Source organism: uncultured Dietzia sp., assembly GCF_937873725.1.
Taxonomy (GTDB): Bacteria; Actinomycetota; Actinomycetes; order Mycobacteriales; family Mycobacteriaceae; genus Dietzia.
In genome coordinates, this window is record NZ_CALMYY010000087.1 from 1 (window position 1) to 20,133 (window position 20,133).

A 20,133-nucleotide genomic window follows, 5' to 3' on the forward strand; every position below is an offset into this window, starting at 1 on the left:
GCTTCGCGAGGACCCGCTGGACATCCTGCACATCCACGAGCCCAACGCCCCCGGCGTGGGGATGTTCGCCCTGGCCATGTCCTCCGGTCCCATCGCCGCCACCTTCCACACCTCCACCACCAGCTCGATGATCCTCGGCGCGGCCGACAGCGCGCTCGCGCCCCTGTTGGAGAAGATCCGCGGCCGGATCGCCGTGTCGACCCTGGCCCGCCGCTGGCAGATGGAGGCCCTGGGCTCCGACGCGGTGGAGATCCCCAACGGTGTGGACGTTGCCGCGTTCAGCGGTGTCGATGCCACCGCGGAGCGATCCCAGGTGCCGACCGTCGCCTTCCTCGGCCGCTACGACGAACCCCGCAAGGGGATGGGGGTGCTCGTCGGCGCGCTGCCCGCCGTCCTGGACCGGGTCCCGGACCTGCGGCTGCGCATCATGGGTGACGGCGACGAGAGGGCCCTGCGCGCCCGGCTCCCGGACGGGCTCGACGTGGAGTTCCTGGGCCGGGTCGACGACACCCGCAAGGCCGCCGTCCTGGCCGCCGCGGACGTGTACTGCGCCCCCAACACCGGGGGCGAGAGCTTCGGCATCGTCCTGGTGGAGGCGATGGCGGCCGGGACCGCGGTGGTCGCCTCCGACCTCGACGCCTTCCGCCGCGTCCTGCGTGACGGGGACTGCGGCGAGCTCGCCGCGGTGGGCGACCCGGACGCCCTCGCCACCGCCCTCACCGGGGTCCTGGTCGACGACGCCCGCCGGTCCGGCCTGTGCGCGCGCGGCAGCGAGGCGGTCCGCGACTACGACTGGCCGGTCGTCGCCGATCGGGTGATCCGCGTCTACGAGACGATCCGCGGACCGGGGGAGACGCTCAGTGTCCGGTGAAGTCGTCCTCCTCGTCGTCGTCGCCCTGCTCATCGCGTCGGCGCTCCTCGCCGCCTACCTCACGGCGCACCGCCTGGACCGCCTCCACATCCGCACCGACCTCGCCCGGGCGTCCCTGGTCGGGGCCCTGGAACGGCGCCACACCGTGGCGGCGGCCGTCGTCGGTGAGCTGCGCGGCCCCGACCCGGAGACGGCGGACCGGCTGGCGCACGCCCTCGCCCTCGCCCGCACCCACCCGCCGCACGCGGTGGTGGGGGTCGACCCCGCACCGGAGCCGGACAGCCGGAGCTGGCCCGCGGAGGAGGGGCCAGGGCACTCCCGCGGCGCCGAGGCCGAACACGCGGAGAACACCCTCGCCGTGCTGCTGTCCGGGGTGGACGGCGACGCGCTCCCGGGCGACCTCCTGGCCGAGGTCGAGGACGTGACCGACCGGGTGTCGATGGCGCGTCGCTTCTACAACGACGCCGTCCGCGACACCCGGAGCCTGCGGGACCAGGGCATGGTCAGGGCGCTGCGCCTGTCCGGTCGGGCCCCGATGCCGGACTACGTCGAACTGGTCGACTCCCCGCCGCCGACGGCCTGACCCGGCGCGGCGGGGCGGCGGTTGGGGAACCCGGGTGAGGGCGACCTACACTGGACCCCTACTACGAGTCACCGACGCCAGGAAAGGCCTACTTCGTGAGCGAGTCGCACACCCCCGAGAACACCACCGGAACCGCACGCGTCAAGCGGGGTATGGCCGAGATGCTCAAGGGGGGCGTCATCATGGACGTCGTCACCGCTGAGCAGGCGAAGATCGCGGAGGACGCCGGCGCCGTCGCGGTGATGGCCCTCGAGCGTGTTCCCGCCGACATCCGCGCCCAGGGCGGCGTGGCCCGCATGAGCGACCCGGACCTCATCGACGGGATCATCGAGGCGGTCTCCATCCCCGTGATGGCCAAGGCCCGCATCGGGCACTTCGTCGAGGCCCGGATCCTGCAGGCGCTGGGCGTGGACTACATCGACGAGTCCGAGGTCCTCACCCCGGCCGACTACGCGAACCACATCGACAAGTTCGGCTTCACGGTGCCGTTCGTCTGTGGCGCCACCAACCTCGGCGAGGCCCTGCGCCGGATCACCGAGGGCGCGGCCATGATCCGCTCCAAGGGCGAGGCCGGCACCGGCGACGTCTCCAACGCCACCACCCACATGCGCCAGATCCGTCAGCAGATCCGACGCCTGCAGAGCCTGCCTGCCGACGAGCTCTACGTGGCCGCCAAGGAACTCCAGGCGCCGTACGACCTGGTCAAGGAGGTCGCCGAGACCGGCAAGCTCCCGGTGGTGCTCTTCACCGCCGGCGGCATCGCCACCCCCGCCGACGCCGCCATGATGATGCAGCTCGGCGCCGAGGGCGTGTTCGTGGGATCGGGCATCTTCAAGTCCGGCAACCCCTCGGAGCGGGCCAAGGCGATCGTCAAGGCCACCACCTTCCACGACGATCCGGAGATGCTCGCGACCATCTCCCGCGGTCTGGGCGAGGCCATGGTCGGCATCAACGTCGACGACATCCCCGAGCCGCACCGGCTCGCCGAGCGCGGCTGGTGACCGGCGGGTGGCCAGGATCGAGGACATCCTCGCGATCGAGCGGATCGACCGCGACCTCTACCGCGGTCACCCGATCACGACACAACTCCAGCGGACCTTCGGCGGTCAGGTCGCCGGCCAGAGCCTGACCGCCGCCGTGAAGACGGTGGACGACGACAAGAACGTGCACTCGCTGCACGGGTACTTCATCCGCCCGGGGATCCCGTCGGCGCCCACCGTCTTCCAGGTGGACCGGCTGCGCGACGGGCGCAGCTTCGCCACCCGGCGAGTCACCGCGATCCAGGACGGCGAGCCCATCTTCTCGATGTCCGCCTCCTTCCACCTCCGCGACCAGGAGGGCATCGAGCACCAGGACCCGATGCCCGAGGTGATCGACGCCGAGGAGATCCCCGTGCCCCGGTACGAGGACCTGGACGACGCGCACCGCGTCCTGGTGGACGAGTGGTCCCAGTGGGACATCCGGGTGGTGCCGCGCGACAGGCTCCGCGGGTCCTCGCAGATCGCCTCGCAGCAGCGCGTGTGGTTCCGCTGCGTGGACGAGCTGCCGGACGACCCGGACTTCCACGTGTGCACGCTGGCGTACATGTCGGACATGACCCTGCTGAGCTCGGCGAAGGTCATCCACCCGGGCGAGCCCACCCAGGACGCCTCCCTCGACCACGCCATGTGGTTCCTGCGCCCGTTCCGGGCCGACGACTGGCTGCTGTACGACCAGTCGTCACCGTCGGCGTACGGCGGTCGCGCCCTCACCCAGGGCCGGATCTTCGACAGGTCGGGCCGCCTCGTCGCGGCGGTGACCCAGGAGGGGCTGTCGCGTCTGCTCCGCCCCGGCGCGCAGCCGTTCCCCGTGGACCTGTCGGGCGGCGCGGCCGAGCGCCCCGACGACACCGCGTCCCGCGGGGACGAGCGGTGACCGCCGCGAGCCGTCCCCGGATCGGTGTCCTCGCCCTCCAGGGCGACGTGGCGGAGCACCTGCGCCACCTGGAGGCCGTGGGGGCCGAGGCCGTGACGGTGCGCCGCCGCTCCGAGCTGGACTCCGTCGACGGTCTGGTGCTCCCGGGCGGGGAGTCCACCGCCATGAGCCGGCTGCTCGACGTGTACGACATGTTCGAGCCCGTGGCCGACAGGATCGGGGCGGGGATGCCCGTCTACGGGTCGTGCGCGGGCATGATCCTGCTCGCGTCCGTGGTCCTGGACACCCGGGCCGACGCGACGTGGTTCTCCGCGATCGACATGACGGTCCGCCGCAACGCCTTCGGACGGCAGGTCGACTCCTTCGAGGCCGACCTCGTCGTGGACGCCCTCGGCCCCGACCCCCTCCGGACCGTCTTCATCCGCGCCCCCTGGGTGGAGACGGTCGGTCCCGACGTGGAGGTTCTCGCCGCCGTCCGCGCATCCGACGGGCGCGATCACGTGGTCGCGGTACGTCAGGGCAACGCCCTGGCGACCTCGTTCCACCCCGAGGTCACCGACGACGTCCGCGTCCACCGGTACTTTCTCGACATGGTCCGGACGGCGACCTCGTAGACTGGCTCGTCAGCGACATCTCGCTCCGGGCCGCCAACGACGGCCGGCCCGGTCTTCACACCCCCGGAGGGCGGAACAAGCCATGTCAGGCCATTCCAAGTGGGCCACCACCAAGCACAAGAAGGCCGCGATCGATGCCAAGCGCGGCAAGCTCTTCGCCAAACTCGTCAAGAACATCGAGGTGGCGGCCCGCACGGGCGGCGGTGATCCAGCCGGCAACCCCACGCTGTTCGACGCCATCCAGAAGGCCAAGAAGAACTCCGTCCCGGGGGACAACGTCGAGCGGGCGCGCAAGCGCGGAGCGGGCGAGGAGGCGGGCGGCGCCGAGTGGGAGACCATCATGTACGAGGGCTACGGCCCGAACGGCGTGGCGATGCTCATCGAGTGCCTGACCGACAACCGCAACCGTGCGGCCGGTGAGGTCCGGACGGCCATGACCCGCAACGGAGGCAACCTCGCCGATCCGGGGTCGGTGGCCTACCTCTTCGCCCGCAAGGGCGAGATCGCCCTGGACAAGGGCGAGCTCACCGAGGACGACGTCCTCATGGCCGTCCTCGACGCGGGCGCGGAGGAGGTCAACGACCTCGGCGAGCAGTTCGAGGTGGTCTGCGAGCCGACCGACCTGGTCCAGGTCCGCACCGCGTTGCAGGACGCGGGAATCGACTACGACTCCGCCGAATCGGGCTTCCGGGCCTCCGTCGAGGTGACCGTCGACGCCGAGGGCGCGGCCAAGGTCTTCAGGCTGATCGACGCGCTGGAGGACTCCGACGACGTGCAGAACGTCTACACCAACGCGGACATCCCCGACGACGTGCTGGCGTCCCTCGACGCCTGACGCCCGCACCACTGGTAGGGTCTCGAACGTAGGTTCTAGCAGCGGTCGGCGAGAGGTCGTTATGCGCGTCATGGGAGTGGACCCGGGGCTCACCCGGTGTGGTCTCGCGCTGATCGAGACGGCACCGGGGCGCGCGGTCACCGCCCTGGACGTGGACGTGGTGCGGACGACGGCCGACGAGCCGCTCGAACGCCGCCTGCGGGCGGTTCACGAGGTGGCCGACGAGTGGATGGCGATCCATGCACCGGACGTGGTGGCCATCGAGCGGGTCTTCGCCCAGAACCAGGTCTCCACCGCCATGGGCACGGCCCAGGCCGCCGGCGTCGTGGCACTGGCCGCCGCCTATCGCGACATCCCGGTGGCCTTCCACACGCCCTCCGAGGTCAAGGCGGCCATCACCGGCAGCGGGCGCGCGGACAAGAAGCAGATGACCCTGATGATCACCCGGATCCTCGGCCTGCAGAAGCCCCCCAGCCCGGCGGACGCGGCCGACGCCCTCGCGCTCGCCGTGTGCCACAGCTGGCGGGCGCCCATGCAGGGGCGCGTGGCCTCGCTCGACGCCCACGTGGCGCGCTCCCGCGCCGGGTTCGAGGCGAAGGTCGCCGCCGCGCGGGACACGGCGGCGTCCGACCGGGTGCGCGGGGGCGGATCGGCGGCGGATCAGGAACGCGCCCGGGCCGCGGCCCGGGCGATGGCTCGAGCGAAGGGAGTGCGCTGGTGATCGCCTCGATCCGGGGGACCGTGGCCGAGATCGGCCTCGACCGCTGCGTGCTGGAGACGGGTGGGGTCGGCGTGCTCGTGCACGCCACCCCCGCCGCACTCGCCGGTCTGCGGCGGGGCTCCCAGGGGATGCTGCACACCGAACTGGTGGTGAGGGAGGACTCGCTCACGCTCTACGGCTTCGACTCCCCGGAGGCCAGGACGCTCTTCCTCACCGTCCAGACCGTGTCCGGTGTCGGCCCGCGGCTCGCGCTGGCGATCCTCGCCACGCTCGAGCCCGACGAGCTGGTCAGGGCGCTCGGCACCGAGGACGTCAAGGCCCTGACCCGGGTTCCCGGAGTGGGGAAGCGGACGGCCGAGAGGATGGTGCTCGAGCTCAAGGACAAGGTCGGACCGGTCGTCGGCGTCGGCGTCGGCGGTGCGGGCACGGCCGGCGGGGCCGCGTCGATGCCGGCCGCGGCGGAGGTCGCCCAGGCCCTGGAGGGGCTGGGCTTTCCCGCCGCTGAGGCCGAGAAGACCGCCACCGCGGTCCTGGCGTCCGACCCCGACCTCGGTCCGGCCGAGGCCCTCCGGCTGGCCCTGCGCTCGCTCGGGAAGCGCTGATGGCGGGACCGTTCGGCTCCGGCGAGCCCGCCCCGGACGACGCCGGCGGTCCGGCCGCGGAGCTCTCCGCGGCCGTGACCCCCTTCGACTCCGACGTCGAGGGGGCACTGCGCCCCCGGAACCTGGGGGAGTTCATCGGCCAGGAGACGGTCCGCGAGCAGCTCGACCTGGTCCTCACCGCCGCGACCCGCCGCGGTGTGGTCCCGGACCACCTCCTGTTCTCCGGGCCGCCGGGACTGGGAAAGACCAGCCTCGCGATGATCGTGGCCGCCGAGCTCGGCGGCTCCCTGCGGATCACCTCCGGGCCCGCGCTCGAACGGCCGGGCGACCTCGCCGCCATGCTCTCCAACCTCATCGAGGGGGACGTGCTGTTCATCGATGAGATCCATCGGATCGCGCGGCCGGCGGAGGAGATGCTCTACCTCGCCATGGAGGACTTCCGGATCGACATCATGGTGGGCAAGGGTCCGGGGGCCACCTCCATCCCGCTCGAGATCGCACCGTTCACGCTGGTGGGAGCCACCACCCGATCCGGTGCGCTCACCGGTCCGCTCCGGGACCGGTTCGGCTTCACCGCCCACATGGACTTCTACTCCGACGCGGATCTGGCGCGGATCGTGACCCGGGCCGCCGAGATCCTCGCGATCCCCGTGGAGGAGGACGCGGCACTCGAGATCGCCGGTCGCTCCCGGGGGACGCCCCGGATCGCGAACCGCCTGCTCCGGCGGGTGAGGGACTTCGCCGAGGTCCGCGCCGACGGTCGGATCACGGTGCCCGTCGCGAGGGCGGCGCTGGAGGTCTACGAGGTGGACGGGTTGGGGCTGGACCGGTTGGACCGAGCGGTGCTGCGCGCGCTGCTCATCCAGCACGAGGGCGGCCCGGTGGGCCTGAGCACGCTCGCGGTGGCGGTCGGGGAGGAGTCCACGACCCTCGAGGAGGTGTGTGAACCCTTCCTCGTCCGGGCCGGACTGCTCGCCAGGACGCCCCGCGGAAGGGTGGCCACCGCCGCGGCGTGGGACCACCTCGGACTGCGCCGTCCCGCCACGACGGCGTCGGACCCGGTGCTGCCGGTCGAGATCGACCCCCGACCCGGGGCGCGCGCCTGACGCCGGTGCTGGCATCCTCGAACGAGACCGGCCGAATCCCGGACCCGACCCGGGGGTCCCGAACCAGGAGGACCCGCATGGGACTGGAACTACTGCTTCCCCTGATGATCATCGCGCTCGTCGCGCTCATGGTCCTGCAGAGCACCAAGCAGCGGAAGGCGATGAAGGCGCTGCAGGACATGCAGGACTCGCTCGCCGTGGGCGACCGCGTCCTCACGACCTCCGGCCTGCACGGCACGATCGCCTCGATCGGCGAGGAGGCGCTGGTCCTGGAGATCGCCCCCGGGGTCCGGACCACGTGGGACCGCCGCGTGATCCGGGAGCGCCTCGACGACGGGACCGATCCGGGGACCGCCCCCGGCCCGGCCCCGGGGACGGACGCCTCGGGTTCTCTGTAGTCAACGACCGGCGAGTAGTGTGATGGAGCCGTCCAGCCGGAGGCTCCTCAAGAGACCGAGAGAGATCACCTGTGTCACCAGTTCGTTCTCGAGGCGTCGACGCCCGACCCAGACCATGGGCTCTGCTGTCCGCCTTCCTCCTGGTGCTGTTCGTCCTCTTCCTGGCCGCCTTCGCGGTGGCGGACAGGGGACTGACACCCAAACTCGGCATCGACCTCCAGGGCGGGACGAGAGTCACGCTGATCCCCAAGGGGCAGCCCGACGAGGCGGACCTGCGGCTGGCCCAGGACATCATCCGGGACCGGGTCGACGGCCTGGGGGTGGCCGGGACGAGCGTCGTGATCGAGGGCAGCAACATCGTTCTCACGGTTCCCGGCGAGGACTCCAGCCAGGCCCGTGACCTCGGGACCACGTCGCAGCTGACGATCCGGCCGGTGCTCCAGGTGCAGCCGGTGACCGAGGGCGACGTGGAGCCCGTGCCGGCGGACAAGGGTGACCGCGAGGCGGTGGCCGCGGCGGTCGAGGAGGCCCGTGCGATCCGCCAGGGCGATCCTGCCGTGCTCACCGAGACCCTGGCGACGTTCCGCTGCCCCGAGCGCGACGTCCTGGCCGGCTTCGACGACCAGTCCCAGGCGCTCATCGCCTGCGGCGAGGGCGCGAAGTACGTCCTCGGCCCGGTTCCGCTGCTCAACGGCGAGCCGGAGGACGGCAAGCGCCTGGACGGTCAACAGATCGTCAAGGACTCGGTGAGTTCCGGGTTCAGCCAGCAGGCCGGACAGAACGAGGTCTCCTTCCGGTTCACCGCCGGCCCCGGCGAGCAGGGCAGCGCCACCTGGTCCCGCCTGACCCAGGAGAATCTCCAGCGTCAGATCGCGATCCTCCTCGACGGATCGGTCATCAGCGCGCCCGTGGTCCAGGGAGTCACGCCCGTCGGCTCGGCCACGTCGATCACCGGTAGCTTCACCATGGACGAGGCGGCGTCGCTGGCCGCCAACCTGCGCTACGGCGCGCTGCCCATCTCCTTCGAGGACCCGAACGTCGACAACGTCCCCGCCTCGCTCGGACTGGCCTCCCTGGAGGCGGGACTGCTCGCCGGTGCGATCGGTTTCCTGTTGGTGCTGGCCTACTCGGCCTTCTACTACCGACTGCTCGGCGTGCTCGCGTTCTTCTCGCTGGCGCTGTCCTTCCTCCTCACCTACGTCACGCTGGTCTTCCTCGGATACACCGTCGACTACAGCCTCGACCTGGCGGGCATCGCCGGCCTCGTGATCGGCATCGGCATGACCGCCGACTCCTACGTGGTGTTCTTCGAGCGGATCAAGGACGAACTCCGGGACGGTCATAGATTCAGATCCGCCGTCCCACGAGCATGGAAGAGCGCCAGCCGCACCATCGTCACCGGCAACATGGTGAGCCTCATCGGCGCGGTGGTCCTCTACCTCCTGGCCAGCGGCGAGGTCCGCGGATTCGCGTTCACCCTGGGTCTGACCACGGTCACGGACGTCTTCGTGGCGTTCACCGTGACCTGGCCGCTCGTCTACCTGGCCTCGACCAAACCACTGTTCGCCAAGACGTGGGCCAACGGGATGGGCCGCATGGAGACCCTGCAGGCGGCCGCCGCCGAACAGCGCCGACTCGACCAGAAGGCGGAGAAGGAGACCGAGCCGATCCGTGAGCGCGGCGTCTCCGCCACCATCTCCGGTCCCGGCGGCGCCGCCGCGACAGCGCCCCGACCGGACCGTCCCGCCACCGATGAGGAGGAGGGCCGATGAGCACTCCGACCACCACCGCCCCCGAGGACGGTGCGTCGCCCACCGTGCAGCGGGACAGCCTGTTCACCCGGCTCTACACCGGGACCGGGGCGTTCGGGATCGTCCCCAACCGCCGGAGGTTCTACGTCCTCACCACCGTGATCGTCGCGGTATGCCTCGCGAGCATCCTCTTCCGCGGCTTCAGCTTCGGCATCGACTTCACCGGCGGAACCAAGCTGACGATGCCGGCCGGCGACGTCGACAAGGACCGCGTGGCCGCCGTGATCGAGGAGTCGGTCGGCGAACAACCGCAGATGGTCCAGATCGTCGGCGCGGGAGCGGCACGGATCGTCGAGGTCGAGACCCGATTCCTCACCAGCGACGAGATCCGCGCGGCCAAGAACGCCCTCTACGAGGAGTTCCAGCCGGTCACGTCCGACGGGACGACCTCCGTCGAGGCGATCGGCGACTCCGCCCGGAGCGAGAGCTGGGGCGGCCAGGTCACCGAGAAGGCCCTGATCGCGCTGGGTGTGTTCCTCGTGATCGTCTTCGGCTACATCGCCTTCCGGTTCGAGTGGCGGATGGCGACGGCCGCCATCGTCGCCCTGCTGTTCGACGTGGTGACCACGGCGGGGGTCTACTCGCTCGTCGGCTTCGAGGTCACTCCCGCCACCGTGATCGGGCTCCTCACGATCCTGGGCTTCTCCCTGTACGACACGGTGATCGTGTTCGACAAGGTCGAGGAGAACACGAGGGGTCTCAAACACACGGCCAGGCGCACCTACGCGGAAGAGGCCAATCTCGGTGTCAACCAGACTCTGATGCGGTCCATCCACACCACCATCATCGGGATCCTGCCCCTGCTGTCCCTGGTCGTGATCGCGGTGTGGATCCTCGGCGTCGGCACGCTCAAGGACCTCGCGCTGGTGCAGATGGTGGGCATCGTCACCGGCACGTTCTCCTCGATCTTCCTCGCCACACCCCTGCTGGTGTCGCTCAAGGAACGCGATCCCGACATCAGGCGCCAGACGGCCAAGGTCCTGGCCCGACGCGAGAAGGCAGAGGCCACCGCATGACCGACGCACCGACCACCGAGGTCCCCCCGGCGATCAACGCCGTGGTGGATAAGCTCATGAGGCGGGTGGAGGACTTCCCCTCGTCCGGGGTCCAGTTCTGCGACCTCACGCCGGTCCTCGCCGACCCCGACGGCTTCGACGCCGTGGTCAGGGGTCTCCTCTCGGGCCACGAGATCGGCACGGTCGACTACGTCGCCGGGCTCGATGCCCGGGGCTTCCTGCTGGCCGGGGCGGTGGCCGTCCGCCTCCACACCGGGGTGCTGGCCATCCGGAAGGCCGGCAAACTCCCGCCCCCCGTGCATTCGAGGTCGTACGAGCTCGAGTACGGCGCCGCCACCCTCGAACTACCGGCGGACGGCCTCGACCTCCGCGGGAAGCGGGTCCTCGTCGTCGACGACGTCCTGGCCACCGGCGGCACCCTCGGTGCCGCGGTGGGACTGCTGGACGACTGCGGTGCGGTCGTCGTGGGACTGTCCGTCGTTCTGGAGGTCCCCGGCCTTGGGGGTCGGGATAGACTCGCCGACACACCGCTGACCTGCCTCACGGTCGCGTGACCGGCCGCCGTCGTCGACGGTGATGACCTGGAGGGAGGAGCCGGAATGACGCAGCGGCACGATCCCGCCGGGGACGCCGGCGCCGGCACGGACACCGGGCGCGGGCAGCACCCGCAGCCCCAGCCGAACGCCCGGTCGAACGCCCAGCCGAGCACCCAGCCACTCCCCGTCATCCCGGGCACGAGGCCGTCGGCCGGCCGGCGGGTGCGCGCCCGCTGGGCCCGGCGCCTGACCTCCGGGCTCACGGTGACGTCGACCCCGGCCGTCCTGGAGCCGCTGCTGCGCGTGCACCGGATCCACCACCCGAAGGCCGACGTCGGCCTCCTGGCCCGGGCGTACGCCCTCGCCGAGCGGCAGCACGACGGCGTCTACCGCAAGTCCGGGGACCCGTACATCACCCATCCTCTCGCCGTGGCCACCATCTGCGCCGAGATGGGGATGGACACCACCACGCTCGTCGCGGCGTTGCTCCACGACACGGTGGAGGACACCGACTACTCGCTCGAGACCCTCGAGTCGGACTTCGGGGGCGAGGTGGCCCACCTCGTGGGCGGCGTGACCAAACTCGACAAGGTGGACTTCGGCGAGGCCGCCGAGGCCGAGACCATCCGCAAGATGATCATCGCGATGGCGCACGATCCGCGCGTCCTGGTGATCAAGGTGGCCGACCGGCTGCACAACATGCGGACCATGCGCTTCCTGCCCCCGGAGAAGCAGGTCAAGAAGGCCCGCGAGACCCTCGAGGTGATAGCCCCCCTGGCGCACCGGCTCGGCATGGCCACCGTGAAGTGGGAACTCGAGGATCTGGCGTTCGCGATCCTCGAGCCGAAGAAGTACCAGGAGATCGTCCGCCTGGTCGCGGACCGGGCGCCCAGCCGCGACGTCTACCTCGGCACCGTGATCCACCGGGTCAGGACCGACCTCGAGAAGGCGCACATCCAGGCCAGGGTCGAGGGGCGGCCCAAGCACTACTGGTCGATCTATCAGAAGATGATCGTCCGGGGCCGCGAGTTCGACGAGATCCACGACCTGGTGGGGATCCGGATCCTGTGCGAGGACGTCCGGGACTGCTACGCGGCGATCGGGGTCGTGCACTCCACGTGGAAACCGATGCCCGGACGGTTCAAGGACTACATCGCCCAACCCCGGTTCGGCGTCTACCGCTCGCTGCACACCACGGTGATCGGTCCCGACGGCAAGCCGCTGGAGATCCAGATCCGGACGCACGAGATGCATCGCAACGCCGAGTACGGGATCGCCGCGCACTGGCGGTACAAGGAGACCCGCGGCAAGCACCACGGCGACCCGTCCGAGGTCGACGAGATGGCCTGGATGCGCCAGTTGCTCAGCTGGCAGCGCGAGGCGGCCGACCCGGGGGAGTTCCTCGACTCCCTCCGCTTCGAGATGACGAGCAAGGAGATCTTCGTCTTCACGCCGAAGGGCGACGTGGTCAACCTGCCCGTCGGGGCCACGCCGGTCGACTTCGCCTACGCCGTCCACACGGAGGTCGGCCACCGGTGCATCGGCGCCCGTGTCAACGGCAAGCTGGTCGCCCTCGAGAGGCCGCTGGAGAACGGCGAGGTGGTGGAGGTCTTCACCTCCAAGGACCCCAACGCCGGACCGAGCCTGGACTGGCAGAACTTCGCCGTGTCCGGCCGGGCCAGGAGCTCGATCCGCCAGTGGTTCGCCAAGGAGCGGCGCGGGGAGGCCCTCGAGCGGGGCAAGGACCTCATCACGCGGGAGGTCCGGCGCGGCGGCGTGCCCGTCCACCGGGTCTTCTCCAACGAATCGATCGCGGGCGTGGCCCGCGAGCTGGGGTTTGCCGACGTCACGGCCCTGTACACCGCGATCGGTGAGAACCACGTCTCGGCCAAGACCGTCGTCGGCCGGCTCGTCGCCGCCCACGGGGGCGTGGACGAGGTCACGGAGGAGCTCGCGGACAGGTCGAGGGACAAGAGCTTCACCTCGCACCGTCCCGCACCGGCGGGTGCCGGCGTGCTGGTCGGTGGCGTGGAAGACGTGCACGCCAAGCTCGCGCGCTGTTGCACCCCGGTCCCCGGGGACGCGGTGCTGGGGTTCATCACCCGCGGGGGCACGGTCAGCGTCCACCGGACCGACTGCACCAACGCGACCGACCTCCACCGCGAGCCGGAGCGTCTCGTCAAGGTGGAATGGGCCCCACAACCGGGCGCGATCTTCCTGGTCGCCATCCAGGTCGAGGCCCTCGACCGGCATCGCCTGCTGTCCGATGTCACCAAGGTGCTGGCCGACGAGAAGGTCAACATCCTCTCCGCCTCGGTCCAGACGGCCGGGGACGACCGGGTGGCGATCTCGCGGTTCACGTTCGAGATGGCCGATCCCAAGCACCTCGGACACGTGCTCCAGGCCGTCCGGCGGGTCGAGGGGGTCTTCGACGTGAACCGGGTCACCTCGAACTGAGGGAACCCGACCCCCGGCGGGCCGGGTTCCCGGCCGCCGGGGTCACTGCTCGGGCAGGCCCGACTGGGCGGTCACGGCCACGCTCTCGATGGTGATCGGGCGCTTGGGGACCTGGTTGTCGGGGTTCGCCTGGTCGTCGCTCTTCACGCCGGTCTTGGCGATGTCGTCGAGCACCTTGAGGCCGGGCTCACCGATCGTGCCCATGACCGTGTACTCGGGCGGCAGCGTCGAGTCCGCGTAGACCAGGAAGAACTGGCTCCCGGCGCTGTTCGGTGCCTGGGACTTGGCCATGGCCACCGTGCCGCGGGGGTAGATCGTCGAGCCCGAGCCGTCCTCGGCCACGGCGAGGTCCGTGGGGGGCTCGTCCACCACCGAGTACCCGGGGCCGGACAGGCCCGTCCCGGTCGGGTCGCCGCACTGCAGCACCGACAGTCCCGGGCCCTTCTCGGACACCGTCAGGCGATGGCACTGCGAGTCGTCGAAGAAGTTCTGCTCCGCCAGATGGACGAAGCTCGCGACGTTGCAGGGGGCACCGGCACGGTCGAGGGTGAGGGGGATCTCTCCGCGGTCGGTCGTGACGGCGATCTCCGCGGTGCCCCTACGGGGCTGGTCCCCGGTCGGGGGCTCGGCGTCCCGCTTGGTCTTCTCGACCGTGTCGATCTGTGCGTTGAACTTGCGCACCTCGGCCACGACGTCCTCGCCCTGGTCCTTGAACTCCGCCGGGTCGAGCTTCTCCGGGGTCGTCGTGTCGACCGGATACTCACACGTCACCCAGTTCGCCGCGTACTCCTCGGCGCGGTTCTCCTCCGCCTTCATCCAGACGACGACGCCCACGATGCCCGCGAGGACCGCGACCACGATCGACGCGGCGGCGATCTTCAGCTGCTTCTCGCGACGGGCCTGCGCCTCCATCTGCTCGCGCAGGCGCTGGCGCGCCTCTGCTCGGCGTTCTTGGTTGGTGGACACTGACCCTCCTGGGTACCTGGACTAGGCTGGAACAGTCGGCTGAAGCCGCGGCGGGAGCTCACGATAGTGACCCACCGCGGTCCAGCCCAGGATCCTTGTCTACCAGGTCGGGCCGACAGGCCCGCACACCACTCCGGTGTTGGGGCCAGTCGGCCCGGTGCGTATCGGCGGACTTCGTGGGCGATCGAGGAAGGGAGTACGGGGCATGCGGATAGTGGGGTTCCCGGCGGGGATGTTCCAGACCAACTGCTACATCGTGTCCGACGACGCGGGGGACTGCGTGGTCGTGGACCCGGGTCAGGACGCGGAGGCGCAGGTGCGCAAAGAGATCTCCGAGGCCGGTCTGCGCCCCCGCGCGGTCCTGCTGACCCACGGCCACCTGGACCACATCTGGAACGCCCAGAAGGTCGCCGACCACTACGGGGTGCCCGCCTACATCCACCCGGACGACCGGGCGATGCTGGCCGACCCCGCCAAGGGGCTGTCGCTGGACCTGTCGGCCATGCTCAAGGGCGTCGAGTTCGTCGAGCCCGCCCAGGTGATCGAGGTGTTCGACGGGGACACCCTCCGCTTGGGGTCGATGTCCTTCGACGTCGACCACGTGCCGGGCCACAGCCCGGGCTCGGTGTCGTTCCGGATCACGGTCCCGACCGAGGAGGGACCGCGGACGGTGCTCCTCGGTGGCGACGTCCTGTTCCAGGACGGCGTGGGTCGCACCGACCTCCCCGCCGGGGACACCGAGGTCCTCATGCAGTCGATCTCCAAGAAGTTCCTGGTCCTGGACGACGACGCGGTGGTGCTCCCCGGGCACGGCCCCTCGACCACGATCGGGCGCGAACGCCGGGCCAACCCGTTCCTCCGCGACCTGTAGGCAGCCCGCCGCCCGCACCACCCCTCGACACGACAAGGACCTCCCACACGTGACCGGCACCGAGAAGAAGACCGCGCTCAAGGCACCCAAGGGCGTTCCCGACTACGTCCCCCCGGCGTCGGCCGGGTTCGTGGCCGTCCGGGACGCGATCACCTCCGCCGCCCGCCGGGCGGGGTACGCGCACATCGAACTACCGATCTTCGAGGACACGGCCCTGTTCGCCCGCGGGGTGGGGGAGTCGACCGACGTCGTGTCCAAGGAGATGTACTCGTTCTCCGACCGCGGCGGCCGGAGCGTCACCCTCCGCCCCGAGGGCACCGCCGGCGTCATGCGCTCGGTGATCGAGCACGGGCTGGACAGGGGGCAGCTGCCGGTCAAGCTCTGCTACGCCGGCCCGTTCTTCCGGTACGAACGCCCCCAGGCCGGGCGGTACCGGCAGCTGCAGCAGGTCGGCATCGAGGCCATCGGGATCGACGACCCCGCCCTGGACGCCGAGGTGATCGCCGTGGCCGACGAGGCGTTCCGCGCCCTCGGCCTCACCGGATTCCGGCTCGAGCTCACCTCGCTGGGGGACGACTCCTGCCGACCCGCCTACCGGGAGCGGCTGCAGGACTACCTCGCCGGACTCGACCTCGACGAGGCCACCCGGGACCGCGCGCGGCTCAACCCGCTCCGCGTCCTCGACGACAAGCGCCCGGAGGTCCGCGCGCAGCTGGAGGACGCGCCCCTCATGGTCGACCACCTCTCCGAGGAGAGCGCCGCGCACTTCGCGGAGGTGAGGTCGCACCTCGACGCGCTGGGCGTGGCCTACGAGGTCAACCCCCGGATGGTCCGGGGCCTGGACTACTACACCAAGACCACGTTCGAGTTCGTGCACGACGGCCTCGGCGCCCAGTCCGGCATCGGCGGAGGCGGCCGCTACGACGGATTGATGGAGCAGCTCGGGGGTCAGGCGCTGTCGGGGATCGGGTTCGGCATCGGGGTCGACCGCACGATGCTCGCCCTGCAGGCCGAGGGGATCGACCCCGCCGCGGGTGGTCGCGTGGACGTGTACGGCGTCGCGCTCGGCGCGCCGGCCAAGGCCGCGCTCGTGCCCGTGCTCGCCGCCTTCCGCCGCGCGGGCCTACGGGCCGACATGGCCTACGGGGACCGCGGCATGAAGGGCGCCTTCAAGGCCGCGGACCGGTCCGGGGCGGCGATCACCGTCGTCGTCGGCGAGGACGAACTGGCCGCCGGCACCGCCATCGTCAAGACGATGGCCACCGGCGAGCAGCACCCGGTCCCGCTGGACTCGGTGGTCGGCCACGTCGCCGGCATCCTCGCCCCCTGAGCCGCTACAGCTGGCCGCGGAAGGTGTCGCAGGCCTGCATCGACCCCTGCTCGTAGCCGGTGAGGAACCACTGCCGTCGCATCTCGGACGAGCCGTGGGTCCACGACCCCGGGTCGACGCGCGCGCCGCCGGACTTCTGGATGTGGTCGTCGCCGATGGCCTCGGCGGTCTGGACGATCGCGTCCACGTCCCGCTGCGTCAGGCTCTCCAGGAGCGGCAACTCGCCGCCGGGGGCCGGGGTCGTGGTGGCGTAGTGCGCCCACAGCCCGGCGTAGCAGTCGGCCTGCAGCTCCACCCGCACGGCGCCCGACGAGGGGCCCGCGGGGTCCCGCTGGGACCTGCGGATGTCGCCGAGCATGGTCTGGAGGTGGTGCCCGAACTCGTGCGCGACCACGTACATCTGCGCCGCGCCGCTCGGGGAGGCGCCGAGCTGGCGGACCAGGACCTCGTCGAAGAACGCGGGGTCGATGTAGACGTTCTGGTCGGCCGGGCAGTAGAACGGCCCGATGTCGGAGGACGCGGCGCCGCAGCCGGTGTCGATCGCCCCGGTGAAGATGTTCGTGTGCGGCTGGACCCACCGCATCCCGGCCTGGTCGGGGAGCTGGGTGGTCCAGACGTCCTCGAGGCTCTCGGTGGTGGCGACGATCCGGCAGATCGTGTCGGAGTTCGCCTGCTCGAGGTCGCACTGGTCGATGTGGGCCTGGAACTGCTGCGCGGAGCCGGTCTGCTGCCCCTGGTCACCCGTCGGCCCGGCCTCCAGGCCGAGCTGGCCCGGATCGACGCCCAGGAAGAGCGCGATGAGGACGACGACGAGGCCGCCGACACCGCCGCCGACCGCCATCCCCCGGCGTCCACCCCGGCCTCCGCTCCCGCCGCCCGAGACCCCGCTGGTGTCCAGCTTCCCGCCCTGCCGAAAAGTCATGACCGCCGCCCTCTCGTCCACGCGGTCGCCGGTTCACCCGGGTATGCCGGTCCGCCGCGTCGTAGGGGTCACTGTATTCGCCCCCGGACGGCAGCCGCAGCCGACACCGGGATCGGCCACCGGTGGACGTAGACTGTGCATCGTCAGAGCCCGGGACCGACCGCGTGACGATCGCGGTGGGTCCGACAGTCGCTCGCAGACCACCACCTGTTTCCCACGAGAGGACCACCGCAGTGCTGCGCACCCATTCCGCCGGCCGACTCCGAGCCGCCGACGCGGGGGACACCGTCACCCTGGCCGGCTGGGTGGCGCGCCGCCGGGATCACGGCGGCGTCATCTTTGTCGACCTCCGCGACTCCACCGGCGTCTGTCAGGTGGTGTTCCGCTCCGAGGAGATCGCCGGGCGGGCGCACCGCCTGCGCAACGAGTTCTGCGTGTCCGTCACCGGGGTCGTCGACCGCCGGCCCGAGGGATCCGAGAACCCCGCCCTCGCCTCCGGCGAGGTGGAGGTCGACGTCGTCTCGTTCGAGGTGCTCGGTGAGGCCGCGGCCCTGCCGTTCCAGCTCGACGACGAGGTGGGCGAGGAGGCGCGGCTGCGTCACCGCTACCTCGACCTGCGCCGCGAGGGCCCCGGCTCCGCCCTGCGCCTGCGGTCCAAGGTCAACGCCGCCGCCCGCGCGGTGATGGCCCGGCACGACTTCGTGGAGATCGAGACCCCGACCCTGACCCGGTCGACCCCCGAGGGGGCCCGCGACTTCCTGGTGCCCGCCCGCCTCCAGCCGGGCACGTTCTACGCCCTGCCGCAGTCGCCGCAGCTGTTCAAGCAGCTGCTCATGGTGGCCGGCATGGAGCGGTACTACCAGCTCGCCCGTTGCTACCGGGACGAGGACTTCCGCGCCGACCGTCAGCCGGAGTTCACGCAGCTCGACGTGGAGATGAGCTTCGTCGACCAGGATGACGTGATCGCCGTCGCCGAGGAGATCCTCACCGACGTGTGGGCCACCGCCGGGCAGCAGATCTCCACGCCGATCCCGCGGATGACCTACGCCGAGGCGATGCGCCGCTTCGGCTCCGACAAGCCGGACCTGCGCTTCGACATCGAGCTGGTCGAGTGCACCGAGTTCTTCGCCGACACCCCGTTCCGGGTGTTCAAGGCGCCCTACGTCGGGGCGGTCGTGATGACGGGCGGGGCGTCGCAGCCCCGCCGTCAGCTCGACGCCTGGCAGGAGTGGGCCAAGCAGCGCGGCGCCAAGGGCCTGGCGTACATCCTCGTGGGGGAGGACGGCGAGCTCGGCGGTCCGGTCGCCAAGAACCTGTCGGAGGCCGAGCGCGCCGGGATCGCCGCGCACGTCGGGGCCGAGCCGGGGGACTGCATCTTCTTCGGCGCCGGTGGCGTCAAGACCACGCGCGCGCTGCTCGGCGCCGCCCGGGGCGAGATCGCCGACAAGCTCGGCCTCATCGACCCGGCGAAGTGGGCGTTCACCTGGGTCGTCGACGCGCCGATGTTCGAGCCGGCCGACGACGCGACCGCCGCCGGGGACGTCGCGGTGGGCTCGGGGGCGTGGACCGCCGTGCACCACGCCTTCACCTCGCCCAAGCCCGAGCACCTCGACACCTTCGACACCGATCCGGGCTCGGCGCTGGCGTACGCCTACGACATCGTGTGCAACGGCAACGAGATCGGCGGCGGGTCGATCCGCATCCACCGCAAGGACGTGCAGGAGCGCGTCTTCGGCGTCATGGGAATCTCGCAGGAGGAGGCGCAGGAGAAGTTCGGCTTCCTACTCGACGCCTTCTCCTACGGCGCCCCGCCGCACGGCGGCATCGCGTTCGGCTGGGACCGCATCTGCGCGCTGCTCGCCGGGACCGAGTCGATCCGCGACGTGATCGCCTTCCCCAAGTCCGGCGGCGGGGTGGACCCGCTGACCGACGCGCCCGCGGCGATCACCCCGCAGCAGCGCAAGGAGTCGGGGATCGACGCCACGCCGGTGCAGCGCGGGCAGGCCGAGCCGGCCGCAGCCGAGTAACCCCCTCCCCCCTCCCCCCGAATCCGCTACTCTCCTGCGCGATCGGCTACCCGGAAGCGGGTGGCGGATGCGACAGGGGAGTAGCGGATTTTTTTGGGGGGGGTGGCGTGGCCGTGGGATCGGGGCGTCAGAGGCCGAACGCCTCGAGCGCCGGGCGCCCGTCCATCCCCCCGTGGTCCAGACCGAACAGCCGGGCGACCGTGGGCGCCACGTCCAGCGTGCGGACCGGGCGGTCGACGACCTGCCCCCGGCGCACGATCCGGTGTCCGCCGCCGACGAAGAACGGGATCCCCAGCGTGACCTCATGACCGTGGTTGCCGGGGATCGGGTTGGAGAACGGCGTCGGGTCGGAGAAGCGCCACCCCGGATGGCACGTGGCCACCAGGTCCCCGCCGCGCTCGCCCAGGGAGAGCTCGGCGGGATCGTAGAGTCGGTTGACCCCGGGGAGTCCGCCGGCGGCCTCCCGCCGGCGCGCGCGCCAGGCCCCCCGCTCCGGGGCCGGGCCGGGGCAGGCGGAGGTGCCCCCCCCGCCGGTCCTGGGGAACCCCCACCC

At 71.3% G+C, this 20,133-nt stretch carries 19 protein-coding genes and 1 pseudogene; 17 read left to right on the forward strand and 3 right to left on the reverse strand.

Annotated elements, in window-relative coordinates; translation table 11 throughout:
* The 14 genes from Q0444_RS08695 to Q0444_RS08760 all read left to right on the forward strand — a co-directional run.
* Positions 1-871: glycosyltransferase family 4 protein (locus Q0444_RS08695; protein ID WP_299023004.1), on the forward strand; the 871-nt coding region annotated here is incomplete at its 5' end.
* Positions 861-1,454, forward strand: a complete 594-nt coding sequence (locus Q0444_RS08700; protein WP_291081897.1) for an NUDIX hydrolase — start codon at positions 861-863, stop codon at positions 1,452-1,454. The genes Q0444_RS08695 and Q0444_RS08700, both read left to right, overlap by 11 nt.
* Before the next feature lie 95 nt (positions 1,455-1,549).
* Entirely contained in the window at positions 1,550-2,455 is a 906-nt protein-coding gene (pdxS, locus tag Q0444_RS08705) for a pyridoxal 5'-phosphate synthase lyase subunit PdxS (protein ID WP_291081899.1), read from the forward strand.
* A gap of 7 nt (positions 2,456-2,462) precedes the next feature.
* Complete coding sequence (locus Q0444_RS08710; RefSeq protein WP_291081901.1) at positions 2,463-3,368, forward strand: acyl-CoA thioesterase II; 906 nt, start codon at positions 2,463-2,465, stop codon at positions 3,366-3,368.
* On the forward strand, positions 3,365-3,982 hold the full coding sequence (pdxT, locus tag Q0444_RS08715; RefSeq protein WP_291081903.1) for a pyridoxal 5'-phosphate synthase glutaminase subunit PdxT: 618 nt from the start codon (positions 3,365-3,367) through the stop codon (positions 3,980-3,982). Before Q0444_RS08710 ends, pdxT begins: the two co-directional genes overlap by 4 nt.
* 82 nt (positions 3,983-4,064) lie before the next feature.
* The gene (locus Q0444_RS08720) at positions 4,065-4,817 is read left to right on the forward strand and encodes a YebC/PmpR family DNA-binding transcriptional regulator (RefSeq protein ID WP_299023007.1); all 753 of its coding nucleotides are present in this window, start codon (positions 4,065-4,067) and stop codon (positions 4,815-4,817) included.
* A 61-nt stretch (positions 4,818-4,878) separates the two neighbouring features.
* Positions 4,879-5,538, forward strand: coding sequence for a crossover junction endodeoxyribonuclease RuvC (locus Q0444_RS08725; protein ID WP_299023008.1), 660 nt, complete (start codon positions 4,879-4,881; stop codon positions 5,536-5,538).
* Positions 5,535-6,140 carry a Holliday junction branch migration protein RuvA gene (gene ruvA, locus Q0444_RS08730; RefSeq protein ID WP_299023009.1) on the forward strand — a complete coding sequence of 202 codons (606 nt, stop codon included), beginning with the start codon at positions 5,535-5,537 and terminating at the stop codon, positions 6,138-6,140. Before Q0444_RS08725 ends, ruvA begins: the two co-directional genes overlap by 4 nt.
* Positions 6,140-7,246 carry a Holliday junction branch migration DNA helicase RuvB gene (ruvB, locus tag Q0444_RS08735; RefSeq protein ID WP_291081911.1) on the forward strand — a complete coding sequence of 369 codons (1,107 nt, stop codon included), beginning with the start codon at positions 6,140-6,142 and terminating at the stop codon, positions 7,244-7,246. The genes ruvA and ruvB overlap by 1 nt, the downstream gene beginning before the upstream one ends.
* Positions 7,247-7,323: 77 nt before the next feature.
* Positions 7,324-7,644 (forward strand): preprotein translocase subunit YajC, encoded by a 321-nt coding sequence (gene yajC / locus Q0444_RS08740; protein ID WP_291081913.1) that lies wholly within the window; start codon positions 7,324-7,326, stop codon positions 7,642-7,644.
* Positions 7,645-7,787: 143 nt separating this feature from the next.
* Positions 7,788-9,416 (forward strand): protein translocase subunit SecD, encoded by a 1,629-nt coding sequence (gene secD / locus Q0444_RS08745; RefSeq protein WP_299023011.1) that lies wholly within the window; start codon positions 7,788-7,790, stop codon positions 9,414-9,416.
* Entirely contained in the window at positions 9,413-10,471 is a 1,059-nt protein-coding gene (gene secF, locus Q0444_RS08750; protein WP_299023012.1) for a protein translocase subunit SecF, read from the forward strand. Before secD ends, secF begins: the two co-directional genes overlap by 4 nt.
* On the forward strand, positions 10,468-11,025 hold the full coding sequence (locus Q0444_RS08755) for an adenine phosphoribosyltransferase (RefSeq protein ID WP_291081917.1): 558 nt from the start codon (positions 10,468-10,470) through the stop codon (positions 11,023-11,025). Before secF ends, Q0444_RS08755 begins: the two co-directional genes overlap by 4 nt.
* A gap of 45 nt (positions 11,026-11,070) precedes the next feature.
* Entirely contained in the window at positions 11,071-13,464 is a 2,394-nt protein-coding gene (locus Q0444_RS08760; protein WP_299023013.1) for a bifunctional (p)ppGpp synthetase/guanosine-3',5'-bis(diphosphate) 3'-pyrophosphohydrolase, read from the forward strand.
* A gap of 42 nt (positions 13,465-13,506) precedes the next feature.
* Here the strand turns inward: Q0444_RS08760 and Q0444_RS08765 are convergent, their stop codons facing one another.
* The gene (locus Q0444_RS08765) at positions 13,507-14,430 is read right to left on the reverse strand and encodes a peptidylprolyl isomerase (protein ID WP_291081921.1); all 924 of its coding nucleotides are present in this window, start codon (positions 14,428-14,430) and stop codon (positions 13,507-13,509) included.
* A gap of 205 nt (positions 14,431-14,635) precedes the next feature.
* On the opposite strand from Q0444_RS08765, the gene Q0444_RS08770 reads away from it, so the two are divergent.
* Together Q0444_RS08770 and hisS are read left to right on the forward strand one after the other, a co-directional pair.
* Entirely contained in the window at positions 14,636-15,301 is a 666-nt protein-coding gene (locus tag Q0444_RS08770) for an MBL fold metallo-hydrolase (protein ID WP_299023014.1), read from the forward strand.
* A 49-nt stretch (positions 15,302-15,350) separates the two neighbouring features.
* On the forward strand, positions 15,351-16,631 hold the full coding sequence (hisS, locus tag Q0444_RS08775; RefSeq protein ID WP_299023015.1) for a histidine--tRNA ligase: 1,281 nt from the start codon (positions 15,351-15,353) through the stop codon (positions 16,629-16,631).
* A gap of 4 nt (positions 16,632-16,635) precedes the next feature.
* On the opposite strand, the gene Q0444_RS08780 is transcribed toward hisS, so the two are convergent.
* The gene (locus Q0444_RS08780; RefSeq protein WP_291081928.1) at positions 16,636-17,553 is read right to left on the reverse strand and encodes a neutral zinc metallopeptidase; all 918 of its coding nucleotides are present in this window, start codon (positions 17,551-17,553) and stop codon (positions 16,636-16,638) included.
* Between the two features lie 233 nt (positions 17,554-17,786).
* Between Q0444_RS08780 and aspS the strand changes: the two genes are divergently transcribed.
* Positions 17,787-19,580 (forward strand): aspartate--tRNA ligase, encoded by a 1,794-nt coding sequence (gene aspS / locus Q0444_RS08785; protein WP_299023016.1) that lies wholly within the window; start codon positions 17,787-17,789, stop codon positions 19,578-19,580.
* Positions 19,581-19,707: 127 nt separating this feature from the next.
* Here aspS and Q0444_RS08790 read toward each other — a convergent pair.
* A pseudogene (locus Q0444_RS08790) lies at positions 19,708-20,133 on the reverse strand (alkaline phosphatase family protein); the annotation flags it as partial.

Bases quoted from the DNA above. Each gene is read 5' to 3' on its own strand.
- Q0444_RS08720 (WP_299023007.1), top strand. From the start codon at position 4,065: ATGTCAGGCCATTCCAAGTGGGCCACCACCAAGCACAAGAAGGCCGCG.
- Q0444_RS08725 (WP_299023008.1), top strand. From the start codon at position 4,879: ATGCGCGTCATGGGAGTGGACCCGGGGCTCACCCGGTGTGGTCTCGCG.
- ruvB (WP_291081911.1), top strand. From the start codon at position 6,140: ATGGCGGGACCGTTCGGCTCCGGCGAGCCCGCCCCGGACGACGCCGGC.
- yajC (WP_291081913.1), top strand. From the start codon at position 7,324: ATGGGACTGGAACTACTGCTTCCCCTGATGATCATCGCGCTCGTCGCG.
- secF (WP_299023012.1), top strand. From the start codon at position 9,413: ATGAGCACTCCGACCACCACCGCCCCCGAGGACGGTGCGTCGCCCACC.
- Q0444_RS08755 (WP_291081917.1), top strand. From the start codon at position 10,468: ATGACCGACGCACCGACCACCGAGGTCCCCCCGGCGATCAACGCCGTG.
- Q0444_RS08760 (WP_299023013.1), top strand. From the start codon at position 11,071: ATGACGCAGCGGCACGATCCCGCCGGGGACGCCGGCGCCGGCACGGAC.
- Q0444_RS08770 (WP_299023014.1), top strand. From the start codon at position 14,636: ATGCGGATAGTGGGGTTCCCGGCGGGGATGTTCCAGACCAACTGCTAC.
- Q0444_RS08780 (WP_291081928.1), bottom strand. From the start codon at position 17,553: ATGACTTTTCGGCAGGGCGGGAAGCTGGACACCAGCGGGGTCTCGGGC.